This window comes from Bradyrhizobium zhanjiangense (genome assembly GCF_004114935.1).
In the GTDB taxonomy this organism is placed as follows: Bacteria; Pseudomonadota; Alphaproteobacteria; order Rhizobiales; family Xanthobacteraceae; genus Bradyrhizobium; species Bradyrhizobium zhanjiangense.
Map to the genome: position 1 here is coordinate 8,868,529 of NZ_CP022221.1, position 12,579 is coordinate 8,881,107.

At 63.4% G+C, this 12,579-nt stretch carries 10 protein-coding genes; 7 read left to right on the forward strand and 3 right to left on the reverse strand.

Annotated elements, in window-relative coordinates:
• Window positions 1-19 precede the first annotated feature (19 nt).
• The 3 genes from XH85_RS42405 to XH85_RS42415 form a co-directional block, all read right to left on the reverse strand.
• Window positions 20-1,207 (reverse strand): acetyl-CoA C-acyltransferase, encoded by a 1,188-nt coding sequence (locus XH85_RS42405; protein WP_128936668.1) that lies wholly within the window; start codon window positions 1,205-1,207, stop codon window positions 20-22.
• Window positions 1,204-2,886 carry a dicarboxylate--CoA ligase PimA gene (gene pimA, locus XH85_RS42410; RefSeq protein WP_128936669.1) on the reverse strand — a complete coding sequence of 561 codons (1,683 nt, stop codon included), beginning with the start codon at window positions 2,884-2,886 and terminating at the stop codon, window positions 1,204-1,206. The genes XH85_RS42405 and pimA overlap by 4 nt, the downstream gene beginning before the upstream one ends.
• A gap of 168 nt (window positions 2,887-3,054) precedes the next feature.
• Window positions 3,055-5,151, reverse strand: a complete 2,097-nt coding sequence (locus XH85_RS42415) for a 3-hydroxyacyl-CoA dehydrogenase NAD-binding domain-containing protein (protein WP_128936670.1) — start codon at window positions 5,149-5,151, stop codon at window positions 3,055-3,057.
• 130 nt (window positions 5,152-5,281) lie between these two features.
• On the opposite strand from XH85_RS42415, the gene XH85_RS42420 reads away from it, so the two are divergent.
• The 7 genes from XH85_RS42420 (at window position 5,282) to XH85_RS42450 (ending at window position 12,467) form a co-directional block, all read left to right on the forward strand.
• Window positions 5,282-6,148 carry an IclR family transcriptional regulator gene (locus tag XH85_RS42420; RefSeq protein WP_164934744.1) on the forward strand — a complete coding sequence of 289 codons (867 nt, stop codon included), beginning with the start codon at window positions 5,282-5,284 and terminating at the stop codon, window positions 6,146-6,148.
• A gap of 66 nt (window positions 6,149-6,214) precedes the next feature.
• On the forward strand, window positions 6,215-7,012 hold the full coding sequence (locus XH85_RS42425; RefSeq protein WP_091890387.1) for an ABC transporter ATP-binding protein: 798 nt from the start codon (window positions 6,215-6,217) through the stop codon (window positions 7,010-7,012).
• Window positions 7,009-7,722, forward strand: coding sequence for an ABC transporter ATP-binding protein (locus XH85_RS42430; RefSeq protein ID WP_091890390.1), 714 nt, complete (start codon window positions 7,009-7,011; stop codon window positions 7,720-7,722). Before XH85_RS42425 ends, XH85_RS42430 begins: the two co-directional genes overlap by 4 nt.
• A gap of 221 nt (window positions 7,723-7,943) precedes the next feature.
• Complete coding sequence (locus XH85_RS42435; protein ID WP_091890393.1) at window positions 7,944-8,822, forward strand: branched-chain amino acid ABC transporter permease; 879 nt, start codon at window positions 7,944-7,946, stop codon at window positions 8,820-8,822.
• A gap of 2 nt (window positions 8,823-8,824) precedes the next feature.
• Window positions 8,825-9,844 (forward strand): branched-chain amino acid ABC transporter permease, encoded by a 1,020-nt coding sequence (locus tag XH85_RS42440; protein WP_128936671.1) that lies wholly within the window; start codon window positions 8,825-8,827, stop codon window positions 9,842-9,844.
• A gap of 41 nt (window positions 9,845-9,885) precedes the next feature.
• Window positions 9,886-11,121, forward strand: a complete 1,236-nt coding sequence (locus tag XH85_RS42445) for an ABC transporter substrate-binding protein (RefSeq protein ID WP_128936672.1) — start codon at window positions 9,886-9,888, stop codon at window positions 11,119-11,121.
• Window positions 11,122-11,240: 119 nt separating this feature from the next.
• Complete coding sequence (locus tag XH85_RS42450; RefSeq protein ID WP_128936673.1) at window positions 11,241-12,467, forward strand: ABC transporter substrate-binding protein; 1,227 nt, start codon at window positions 11,241-11,243, stop codon at window positions 12,465-12,467.
• Window positions 12,468-12,579 lie beyond the last annotated feature (112 nt).

Sequence of the window (12,579 nt, forward strand, 5' to 3'; positions counted from 1 at the left end):
TATGTTGTCGTGACGGCAGCTACTGCAGCACCTCGAACAGCCCGGCAGCGCCCATGCCGCCACCGACGCACATGGTGACGACCACATATTTGGCCTTGCGGCGGCGGCCTTCGATCAGGGCATGGCCGGTGAGGCGCGCGCCCGACATGCCGTAGGGATGGCCAACCGCGATCGCGCCGCCATCGACGTTGATCTTGTCGGGGTCGATGCCGAGCTTGTCGCGGCAATACAGCACCTGCACGGCGAAGGCCTCATTGAGTTCCCAGAGGCCGATGTCGTCAACGGTGAGGCCGTGACGCTTGAGTAGGCGCGGCACGGCGAAGACCGGGCCGATGCCCATCTCGTCCGGCTCGCAGCCGGCGGAGACGAAGCCGCGGAAGATGCCGAGCGGCGCAAGGCCGCGCTTGGCGGCTTCCTTGTCGCTCATGATGACGGAGGCGCTGGCGCCGTCGGAGAGCTGGCTGGCATTGCCGGCGGTGATGGTGAAACCTTCGCCGCGCACGGCCTTGAGGCCGGCAAGGCCTTCGGCCGTGGTCTCGGGGCGCGGACCCTCGTCTTGCGACAGCGTGACCTCTTTCATCGACACGGCACCGGTGGCCTTGTCGATCACCGCCATCTGCGTGGTGATCGGCGCGAGCTCGTCCTTGAATTTGCCACCCTGTTGGGCTGCGGCAGTGCGGCGCTGGCTCTCCAGCGAATACTCGTCCTGCTTCTCGCGCGAGATGCCGTAGCGCTTGGCGACGACCTCGGCGGTGTCGATCATGGGCATGTAGACCTCGCCCTTGATCTTGAGCAGCGCCGGATCTTGCGCGTGGAAGCCGTTCATCTTGTCGTTCTGCACGAGGCTGATCGACTCGCCGCCGCCGCCGACCGCGATCTCGACGCCATCGAAGATCACCGAGCGTGCGGCGAGCGCGATCGCCTGCAGGCCCGAGGCACATTGCCGGTCGATGGTGGTGCCGGCGACGGTGACGGGCAGGCCGGCGCGCAGCAGCGCCTTGCGCGCGATGTTGCCGCCGGTCGCGCCCTGCTGAAGGGCTGCGCCCATCACAACGTCCTCGATCTCCTTGGGGTCGACCTTGGCGCGGGCGACGGCCTCTCGAATCGCGTGGCCGAGCAGGGTTGCGCCCTCGGTGGCGTTGAGCGCGCCGCGATAGGCCTTGCCGATCGGAGTGCGGGCGGTGGAAACGATGACGGCGTCGGTCAAGAGCGACCTCCTGATGCGGTTTTGGTGGATTGTGACGATTTCTGCTGCTGGCGCAATTCGTGGCGCGACAGCTTTCCGACCGGCGTGCGCGGCAGATCGTCGACGAATGCGACCGCGGCCGGCAGTTCATGCTTGCCGAGCTTCCCGGTGAGCTGGGTGCGGAGCTCGTCGAGCGAGAACGGTTTTGCGTCGGGCCTCAGCTTGATGAAGGCTTTTGCGGCCTCACCGCGATACTGGTCGGGGATGCCGAGCACGATCACCTCGTGCACGCCCGGAATGGTGTAGATCGCCTGCTCGATCATCTGCGGATAGACGTTGAAGCCGCCGGAGATGATCATGTCCTTCTTGCGATCGACCAGGAAGAAATAGCCGTCGGCATCCATGTAGCCGATGTCGCCGGTGAGGAAGCGGCCGTCGACGAAGGCATCAGTCGATCCCTCCGGCTTGTTCCAGTAGCCCTTGGTGACGTTCGGGCCCTTGATGCGGATCTCGCCGACGTCGCCCGGCGGCAGCACGCGTCTCGGATCGTCCAGCGCGACGACGTCGAGCTCGATACCGGGCAGCATCAGGCCAATCGAGCCGGGCTTGTCCGGGCCCGTGGGCGGATGGCCGGTGCCGGGCGAGCAGGTCTCGGTCATGCCCCAGCCGCTGCGCAGCTTCTTGCCGACCTTGCGCTCGAAGAAATTCGCGATCTCCACCGGCAACGGCGCACCGCCGGAGCCGATGGTGACGAGCGAGGAGAAGTCGCGCTTGTCGAGATCGGGCAGCGCGGCGATCGCAATCCACATCGTCGGCACACCCGGAAAATATGTCGCGCGCTTGACCTCGATGTCGCGCATCACGGCTTCGACGTCGAAGCGCTGATGCAGCGAGATCAGATTGCCGCGGCGGAGCGAGGACAAGAGCACGACGGTGAGCGCATAGATGTGGAACAGCGGCAGCACGCAGATCACGCGCTCGACGACATCGCCGCGCGCGGCGCGCGCCGGCTTGCCCCAGACGTCGTAGATCGACACCGCGGAGGTGAGATTGCCGTGGGTCAGCATCGCGCCCTTGGGCAGCCCGGTGGTGCCGCCGGTATATTGCAGCAGCGCGACGTCGTCGGCCGTGACGGATGGCCACTCTGCCGGTGCGGCCGCGCCCTCGACGAAGGCTTTGAACGTGACGATGCGGGGATCCCTGGAGATCGCGGCCTGCGGCGTACCGACCTTGCCCCAATCATCGTCCTCGCAGACGACCAGGCGATCGATCAACCCCTTCTCCAAAAATTTCAGCGCCGTCGGCAGCAGCGCTGCGAGGTTGGAGGTGACCAGCAGGCGCGAGCCTGAGTCTGACACCTTGTGCGTCAGCGCGATCTCGCCGTCGAGCGGGGACAGATGCGCGACGCGGGCGCCGGCCTTGAGCGCGCCGAAGAAATTGATGGGATGATCGGGCGTGTTGCCGAGGAACAGCGCGACGGAAGAGTTCTTGCCACAGCCGGCGCGCAGGAACGCCGCGGCAGCGCGCTCGGCCATCGCGGCGAGCTCGGTGTAACTGATCGGACGGTCTCGGAACTCCAACGCGGTGCGCGGACCGTAGTCAGCGGCGGCCTTTGCGAGCAAGTCCGGAAGCGTGCCCTGGACGATGGTGTCGTCCCACCGCACGCCATCGGGATAAAACTGTTCGCCGGGATGGGTCATTGCTTCCTTGAAACCACATGAACCGTCATTCCGGGACGCCTGAAGGGCGAGCCCGGAATCCATTTGGCAGCGCACTCAGCGGCGAGATGGATTCCGGGCCTGGCCCTGCGGGCCATCTAGGTTGCGCAATTGCGCAACGGAGAATGACGCCGAGAGTGCAAGCCTCCATCACGCCGCTTTCGACGCCGCCGCCAGTGACGCGAACGTCTTGCCCTCCGCGGCGAGCTTCTTCAGCAGCGGTGCGGGCTCGAGGCTGGGGTCGTTGGTCTCCTTGGCGTAGAAGGCCAGACGATCGGCGATGTGCTTGAGGCCGACGCTGTCGGCCCAGAACATCGGGCCGCCGCGGTAGATCGGCCAGCCATAGCCGTAGAGCCAAACCACGTCGATGTCGGAGGGACGCGCCGCGATGCCCTCCTCGAGGATCTTCGCGCCCTCGTTGATCATCGGATACATCATGCGCTCAAGGATCTCCTCGTCGCTGACGGCGCGCTTCTTGCGACCGAGCCGGGCAAGCGTCTCGTCGATCAGCTTCTCGACCTCGGGATCCGGCAGCGGCGCGCGCGAGCCTGCCTCGTATTTGTAGTAGCCCTTGCCGGTCTTCTGGCCGAAGCGGCCGGCTTCGCACAGCGCGTCCGCGATCTCCGACTTGATGCCGCGATCTTTCCGCGAGCGCCAGCCGATGTCGAGGCCGGCGAGGTCGCCCATCGCGAACGGCCCCATCGGCATGCCGAACTTGGTCACGACGGCGTCGACCTGCTGCGGCAGCGCGCCTTCAAACAGCAGCTTCTCGGACTGCTTGCCGCGCTGGGCGAGCATGCGGTTACCCACAAAACCGTCGCAGACGCCGACCACGGCCGGCACCTTGGCGATCTTGCGCGCGATGGTGACGGCCGTCACCAGCGCGTCCGGCGCGGTCTTGTCGGCACGCACGATCTCGCAGAGCTTCATGACGTTGGCCGGCGAGAAGAAGTGCATGCCCAAAACATCCTGCGGACGCTTGGTCGACTTGGCGATCTCGTCGATGTTGAGATACGAGGTGTTGGAGGCGAGCACCGCGCCCGGCTTGGCGTACTGGTCAAGCTTGCCGAACACTTCCTTCTTCACCGCCATGGTCTCGAACACGGCCTCGATGATGAGGTCGGCATCGCCGACATTCTCGATGCCGACGACGCCGTTGATCAAAGCCATGCGCTTGGCGGGTGCATCGGCCGGGATGCCGCCGCGCGCCGCGGTCGCTTCCCAGTTCTTCTGCATGACGCCCATGCCACGCTTGAGCTGCTCCTCGCCAGTCTCGATCAGGGTGACGGGGATGCCGGCATTGGCAAACGACATAGCAATGCCGCCGCCCATGGTGCCGGCGCCGAGAATGGCAACACGGTTGACCGAGCGCGACTTGGTCCCGTCGGGGACACCCGCGATCTTGGCAGCCTCGCGCTCGGCGAAGAAGGCATAGCGCTGCGCCTTGGACTGGTCGCTGGCGACGAGCTTGAGGAAGCCCTCGCGCTCCTTCTTCAGACCTTCGTCGAACGGTAGGTCAATGGCGTAGCCGACGGCGTCGGCCGCCGCGAACGGAGCCTCCAGGCCGCGCGACTTCTTGGTCATGGCCGCAACGGCATTGGTGAAGATCGAACGGTCGGCCTTGGCCGCCGCGAGCTTGGAATCGTCGTCGCGCAGGCGGCGCAGCGGGCGCTTCTCGGCCAGCAGCTTGCGCACGAAGGCCTCGCCGCCCGAGGCCGGCCCTTCGATGATCTCCTCGATCAGTCCGTTCTTGAGCGCTTCCGCAGCACCAATGGGATCACCGCCGACGATCATCTTGACCGCGAGTTCCGGTCCTACCGCGCGCGGCAGGCGCTGGGTGCCGCCGGCGCCCGGCAACAGGCCAAGCTTCACCTCGGGCAGGCCGAGCTTGGCCTCTTTCACCGCAACGCGGTAATGACAGGCGAGCGCGACCTCGAGGCCGCCGCCGAGCGCGGTGCCGTGGATCGCGGCGACCACCGGCTTCGGCGAATTCTCGATCTCGGACAGCACGTCGTTCAGCGCGGGCGGCTTCGGCGGCTTGCCGAATTCGGTGATGTCGGCGCCCGCAATGAAGGTGCGGCCGGCGCAGGTCAGAACGATGCCCTTGATCGCGGGATCGGCGACCGCGGCCTTGACGCACTCCAAGATGCCGCCGCGGACCGCGGCACTCAGCGCATTGACCGGAGGGCTGTCGACCGTAACGATCCCGACTTCATCATGACGCTCAAGCTTGACCACTTCGCTCACGGTGTCCCTCCTTGGTGAGGATTTAATTTTGTTCGATTTCGCGGTGCGGAATTTAATTCCGCATCTTGACGGCAGGGTTATTTTGAAGCACGGACGTTGTCAACGACTCCGCGCAAGAAGCAGATCAGGGATGAAGCGTACAGGAAAGAAGACCGCGACTGATCGGAATTTCGTCGTCGCGCTTTCCCGCGGACTGGACGTATTGCGCGCATTCCAACCCAATGACGGCCTTCTCGGCAATCAGGAGATCGCGGCGCGGACAAATCTGCCCAAGCCGACCGTGTCGCGGCTGACTTATACGCTGACGAAGCTCGGTTATCTGACGCCGGTTCCCCGTTTCGAGAAGTACCAGCTCGCACCCGCGGCGATGTCGCTTGGTTACGCCGCGCTCGCCAATCTCGGCGTTCGGCATTTGTCCGAGCCGTTCCGCGAGGAAGTGATGCGCGCGACCGGCGGGGCGGTTGCCGTCGGCGGCCGCGACCGTCACAGCATGATCTATTTCGGGCAGAGCCGCGGCAGCGAGACGGTCGGCGTTCAACTTGACGTCGGCTCGCGCGTGCCGATTGCAACCAGTGCGATGGGTCGCGCCTATTTCTGGGCGCTCGACGCCGACGATCGCGCAGAGCTCTCGCGTCTCTTACGCGAGCATTACGGCAGCCGCTGGCCAAAGATGCGCGATGGATTGGAACGCTCCGGCGAGACCGTGGCGAAATACGGCTTTGCGATTTCCGTCGGCGACTGGCACGACGACATCGGCGCCGCCGGTGTCGCGCTCAAGCTCAACGACGGAACCGGACCCTACGCATTCAATTGCGGCGCGCCCGCATTCCGCTTCACGGAAGAGCGTTTGATCAACGACATTGGACCGCGTCTGCTTGCGATGGTAAGGAACATCGAAGCGGCACTCGGGGGTCTGATGCCGCATTCAAAAAAAGACGTCAGCAAAAAGCTGAAATCAGGAGGAAAAGTTGCGCGTGTGGCCGAGGGATTCAGATAGCCTTTGTCATCATCGGGAGCGGTCCGCATCGCCCCTGCGCCCACTGCTCAGTGTGGGCGAGACGAGATGACGCAGGCACAGCTCGCGCGGGGGACATCGCCCCTGCTCGCGGTTCGCGACGTCAGCGTCGTGTTCGGCGGCATCATCGCGCTCAACGGCGTGTCCTTCGACATGCACAAGGGACAGATCCTCGGATTGATCGGCCCCAACGGCGCCGGCAAGACCACGCTCTTCAACTGCCTGTCGCGGCTCTACCAGCCGTCGTCCGGCGACATCCTGATGGAGGGCGTGAGCATCCTGTCGCGGCCGCCGCACCGGATCGCCGAGATCGGCATCGGCCGCACCTTCCAGAACGTGGCGCTGTTTCCGAATTTGTCGGTGATGGACAATGTCCGTGTCGGCGCCCATTCGAAGACCTCCAGCGACATCGTCAGCGACTCCCTGAAATTGGCCTGGGTCCGGCGCAGCGAAACCAGCGTCAACAAGAAGGTGCACGAGATCCTTGCCTATCTCGACCTCGAGAATGTCGCCCACACTGTCGTCTCCGGCCTGCCTTTCGGCACACAGAAGCGCGTCGAGCTGGCCCGTGCGCTGGCGGCCGATCCGAAGATCCTGCTGCTCGACGAGCCGGCTGGCGGCCTCAATCACGAAGAGGTCTATGTGCTCGGCGATCTCATTCGCCGCATTCGCGACGATCGCCACATGACCGTGCTGCTGGTCGAGCACCACATGGGCCTCGTGATGTCGATCGCCGACCACGTTGTCGCGCTCAATTTCGGCAAGAAGCTCGCGGAAGGCACGCCTGCCCAGGTGCAGGCGGACCCGGACGTCATCAAGGCCTATCTCGGGAGCAAGGACCAATGACGACGCTGCTCAACGTCAAGGACCTGCGCGCCTATTACGGCCAGGTCCAGGCGCTCCATGGCCTGTCCTTCTCGCTCAACGAGGGCTCGCTGACGACGCTGCTGGGTGCCAACGGCGCCGGTAAGACCACGACGCTGCGCGCGATCTGCAACATGGTGCGCTCGACCGGCGGCATCGAGTTCGACGGCAAGCCGCTGAACAACCGCTCGACCGAGAACATCGTGCGGTTCGGCATCGCCCATGTGCCGCAGGGCCGCGGCACCTTCACCAACATGACGGTGGAGGAGAACCTCCAGCTCGGGGCCATTACCCGCAAGGACAGTGCCGGCATCGTCTCCGACATCGAGCGCATGTATGCGCATTTCCCTGTGCTGAAGCAGCGGCACACCCAGCAGGCCGGCACGCTGTCCGGCGGCGAGCAGCAGATGCTCGCGGTGGCCCGCGCGCTGATGCTGAGGCCACGGCTGATGCTGCTCGACGAGCCCTCCTTCGGCCTTGCGCCGCTGGTGGTCCGCGACCTCTTCGGCATCCTCGGCAAGATCAACCGCGAGGACAAGGTCACGATCCTGGTGGTCGAGCAGAACGCCCAGCTCGCGCTCGAACTCGCCGACCATGCCTATGTGATCGAGACCGGCCGCATCGTGATGTCGGGCAAAGCCAAGGACATCGCGAACAACGAAGAAATCCGCAAATCCTATCTGGGTTACTGAGGGAGCGGATGATGGCAATGAATTATCCGCGCTCTCCGCATATCTCTCCCCGCAGGGGAGAGGTCGATTTGCGCAGCAAATCGGGTGAGGGGCCGCAGCTTCACCGTGAGACCAAGACCCCTCACCCGCGCCTTCGGCGCGACCTCTCCCTAAGGGAGAGGTGGACCTACGACGCCGTCGCAGTTCACATCACATCGGGCAAGTTTTAGGGAGCCAGGACAATGGAGCTGTTCACCAACCAGGTCCTGGCCGGGATTGCCACCGGCGCGATCTATGCCTGCATGGCGCTCGCCGTGGTCATGATCTACCAGGCGATCGACCATCTCAACTTCGCGCAAGGCGAGATGGCGATGTTCTCGACCTTCATCTCCTGGCAGTTGATGCAATGGGGCGTGCCCTATTGGGTCGCTTTCGTCCTTACGTTGGCTTTCGCGTTCGCAGGCGGCATCGCCATCGAGCGCATCCTGTTCAAGCCGCTCGCCAAGGCGCCGATCCTGACCAATGTCGCCGGCTTCATCGCGCTGTTCGCCATCATCAACTCCTCGGCCGGCCTGATCTGGGATTTTACCATCAAGCAGTACCCGACCCCGTTCGGCTCCTCGCCGTTCCTGGGTAGTCAGCTGATCTCGACCCACCAGGCCGGCATGATCGGTGTCACCCTGCTGCTCCTGGTCGCGCTCTACTTCTTCTTTCAGTACACGCGGATCGGGCTCGCAATGCGGGCGGCCGCCTCGCTACCTGAATCGGCGCGGCTCGTCGGCATCAACACGAGCTGGATGATCGCGCTCGGCTGGGGCATGGCTTCTGCCATCGGCGCGATTGCCGGCATGCTGATCGCGCCGGTCGTGTTCCTGGAGCCCAACATGATGGTCGGCGTCCTGCTTTACGGCTTTGCTGCGGCGGTACTGGGCGGTCTGTCGAGCCCGTTCGGCGCTGTGGTCGGCGGCTTCCTGATGGGGATCTTCGAAAACCTCGTCGGCACCTACATTCCCGGCGTCGGCAATGAACTAAAACTTCCGATCGCGCTTGCGCTGATCATTTCCGTCCTGGTCGTCAAACCCGCTGGCCTGTTCGGCCGGCACATCGTCAAGCGAGTTTGATCATGAGCGCAGCAGAAGAAGTCGTCGCGGAAGGCCACGAGACGGTCGAAGCCGTTCCGAAGCGGGCCATGACGCTGGGCACGACCACCTCGCTGGTGGTGGTCGCGGCGCTGCTAATCGCACCCGTCTTCGTCAAGAACTTCATCATCTTCCAGATGACGATGCTGCTGATCTACGGGCTTGCGGTGCTGGCGCTGAACATCCTGACCGGCGGCTCCGGCCAGTTCTCGCTCGGCCAGAGCGCCTTCTATGCCGTCGGCGCCTATACGACCGCGGTGTTGATGGAGTACTTCAACGTCAACTACGCGCTCACGCTGCCGATCGCCGGAGTAGTCTGCTTCGGCTTCGGCTTCCTGTTCGGGCAGCCGGCGCTGCGGCTTTCCGGCGTTTACCTCGCGCTCGCGACCTTCGCGCTCGCCACAGCTATGCCGCAACTGCTCAAGCTTAACTTCCTCGAGCATTGGACCGGCGGCGTGCAGGGCCTCGTCGTCACCAAGCCGGACGCGCCGTTCGGGCTGCCAATGTCGCAGGACATGTGGCTCTATTACTTCACGCTTGCGGTCACGCTCGCGATCTACGTCTTCTCGGTGAACCTGCTGCGCTCCCGCTCGGGACGCGCCTTCATGGCGATCCGCGACAACGAGATCGCGGCGTCCTCGATGGGCGTCAACGTCGCGCTCTACAAGACGCTGGCGTTTGGCGTGTCCGCCGGCATCACCGGCATCGCCGGCGCCTTGGGGGCGATCGCGGTGCAGTTTGTGGCGCCGGACAGCTTCACGATCAACCTCGCGATCTCGCTGTTCCTCGGCATGGTCGTCGGCGGCGTGGGCTGGCTGCCCGGCTCCTTCGTCGGCGCGGCCTTCATCATCTTCGTGCCGAACATCGCGGAGGGCATCTCCAAAGGCCTCTCCGGCGCTGTGTTCGGCGTGCTCCTGTTCCTCGTCATCTACCTCGTGCCGCATGGCGCAAGGCAGCTCGCGATCCTGGGCCAGCAACTTTCCGGCAAGCTCAGAAAGACCTGAATACCTCTCATCACGACAGTCGTTTAACGAAGGAGACCGAATTGCTTTTTGGAAGAACACTGCGAGCCGCCGCGCTGGTCACGGCAACGGCGGCCATTGCCCTCACCTCCGGCGCTGCACTCGCCCAAAAGAAATACGACGCCGGCGCGTCCGATACCGAGATCAAGATCGGCAACATCATGCCGTACAGCGGTCCGGCGTCGGCCTATGGCATCATCGGCAAGACCGAAGAAGCCTATTTCAAGATGATCAACGACAAGGGCGGCATCAACGGCCGCAAGATCAACTTCGTCACCTATGACGATGCCTATTCGCCGCCGAAGGCGGTCGAGCAGGTCCGCAAGCTCGTCGAGAGCGACGAGGTGCTGGCCGTGTTCAACCCGCTCGGTACGCCGTCGAACAGCGCGATCCAGAAATACCTGAACGCCAAAAAGATCCCGCAGCTCTTCGTCGCCACCGGCGCCACCAAGTGGAACGACCCGAAGAACTTCCCCTGGACCATGGGCTGGCAGCCCTCCTACCAGAGCGAAGCGCAGATCTATGCGAAATGGCTAATGAAGGAAAAGCCGGACGCCAAGATCGCGATCCTCTACCAGAATGACGATTTCGGCAAAGACTACCTCAAGGGCACCAAGGACGGCCTCGGTGCCAAGGCCTCGTCCATGATCATCATGGAAGAGAGCTATGAGGTGTCCGAGCCGTCGATCGACGGCCATATCGTCAAGATCAAGGCCGCCAATCCCGACGTGCTGCTGATCTATGCGACGCCGAAGTTCGCGGCCCAGACCATCAAGAAGACCGCCGAGCTCAGCTGGAAACCGCTCCAGATCCTCACCAACGTGTCGATCTCGGTCGGCAGCGTGATGAAGCCGGCTGGCTTCGAGAACGCTCAGGGCGTGCTGTCGGCTGCCTATGCCAAGGACTCGACGGATCCGCAGTGGAACAACGACCCCGGCATGAAGAAGTGGAACGAGTTCGTCGACAAGTACATGCCGGGTGCCGACAAGACCGACACCGCCATGGTCTACGGCTATGGCGCAGCGTCGACTCTGGCCAAGGTCCTGGAACTGTGCGGTGACGATCTGACCCGCGCCAACCTTATGAAGCAGGCGGCGTCGTTGAAGGACTTTGCTCCGGACACGTTGCTGCCGGGCGTCAAGATCAACACCAGCACCACCGACTTTGCTCCGATTGCGCAGCTCCAGATGCAGCGCTTCAAGGGCGAGAAGTGGGAACTTTTCGGCGAGATCATCAGCGGCGACGTCGCCTCCGAATGACACGCTGACGCAATAATTCAAGTCGATAAGCCCCCGCGGGCGACCGCGGGGGCTTTTTGTTGACGCCGAGCGCCAATCTTGTTCAATGCGGCGCCGATCCAGCTCGGGGTAGGAGAACAATGACTGCCGTTCGTTTTCAGGTTGCGGCCTTTTTTGCCGCACTCGCGTTGTGCACTGCAATGAGCAGCGAGGCGCTGGCGCAAAAGAAATACGACATCGGCGCGTCCGATACCGAGATCAAGATCGGCAACATCATGCCCTATAGCGGCCCCGCCTCCGCCTATGCCGCGATCGGCAAGACCGAGGAGGCCTATTTCAACAAGATCAATGCCGAGGGCGGCATCAACGGCCGCAAGATCAAGTTCATCTCCTATGACGACGCCTATTCGCCGCCGAAGACGGTGGAGCAGGCACGCAAGCTGGTCGAGAACGACGGGGTGCTGCTGATCTTCGGCTCGCTCGGCACCTCCACCAACAGCGCAATCCGCAAGTACATGAACGAGAAGAAGGTGCCGCAATTGTTCGTGGCGAGCGGCGCCTCCAAGTGGAACGATCCCAAGCAATATCCCTGGACCATGGGCTGGCAGCCGAGCTACGTCAGCGAGGCGCGGATCTACGCCAAATACATCATGAAGGAGAAGCCGGACGGAAAGATCGGCGTGCTCTATCAGAACGACGATTTCGGCAAGGACTATCTGAACGGATTGAGGGACGGCTTGGGGTCCAGGGCCTCGATGATCGTGCTGGAAGAAGCCTACGATACCTCCGAGCCGGCGATCGACGAGCACGTCGTAAAGCTGAAGGCGGCTGGCGCCGACATCTTCATCAGCATCACCAGCCCGAAATTTGCCGCGCAAGGCATTAAGAAGGCGGCGGAGATCAATTGGCATCCGATGCACATCATCTCCAACGTCTCGGCTTCGGTCGGCGGCGTGATCGAGCCGGCGGGCCTCGAGATCTCGCAAGGCATCCTGTCGGCGAGCTATACCAAGGACGGCTCCGACCCGCAGTGGAACGTCGATGACGGCATGAAGAAGTTTTATAACTTCCTCGCCCAGTACGCGCCCAAGGCGAACAAGCTCGATGCCGGTGTGGTGTTCGGCTATGCCGCCGCGCAGACCATGGTGAAGGTGCTGCAAATGTGCGGCGACGACCTCACCCGCGAGAACGTCATGAAGCAGGCCGCGAGCCTGAAGGATTTCGAACCCGATACGCTGCTGCCCGGGATCAAGATCAACACCGCGCCGGACAATTTCGCTCCGATCGAGCAGCTCCAGATGATGCGCTTCAAGGGCAAGAAGTGGGAGCTGTTCGGCGACATCATCTCCAGCGAGATCGGACACTGAGCGTCGCAAACGCGCAATTCAAAATAGCCTACATTTAACAAGACAACTTCCGCGCAGCTGGTTAACAGCGCATCCCATCTCAAGCGCCGGAATATTCCACGTCCTCTCAAAA

What these genes read in the sequence shown, in the direction of transcription:
- pimA (WP_128936669.1), bottom strand. Translation starts at nt 2,886, where the DNA reads ATGACCCATCCCGGCGAACAGTTTTATCCCGATGGCGTGCGGTGGGAC.
- XH85_RS42420 (WP_164934744.1), top strand. Translation starts at nt 5,282, where the DNA reads ATGAAGCGTACAGGAAAGAAGACCGCGACTGATCGGAATTTCGTCGTC.
- XH85_RS42425 (WP_091890387.1), top strand. Translation starts at nt 6,215, where the DNA reads ATGACGCAGGCACAGCTCGCGCGGGGGACATCGCCCCTGCTCGCGGTT.
- XH85_RS42430 (WP_091890390.1), top strand. Translation starts at nt 7,009, where the DNA reads ATGACGACGCTGCTCAACGTCAAGGACCTGCGCGCCTATTACGGCCAG.
- XH85_RS42435 (WP_091890393.1), top strand. Translation starts at nt 7,944, where the DNA reads ATGGAGCTGTTCACCAACCAGGTCCTGGCCGGGATTGCCACCGGCGCG.
- XH85_RS42440 (WP_128936671.1), top strand. Translation starts at nt 8,825, where the DNA reads ATGAGCGCAGCAGAAGAAGTCGTCGCGGAAGGCCACGAGACGGTCGAA.
- XH85_RS42450 (WP_128936673.1), top strand. Translation starts at nt 11,241, where the DNA reads ATGACTGCCGTTCGTTTTCAGGTTGCGGCCTTTTTTGCCGCACTCGCG.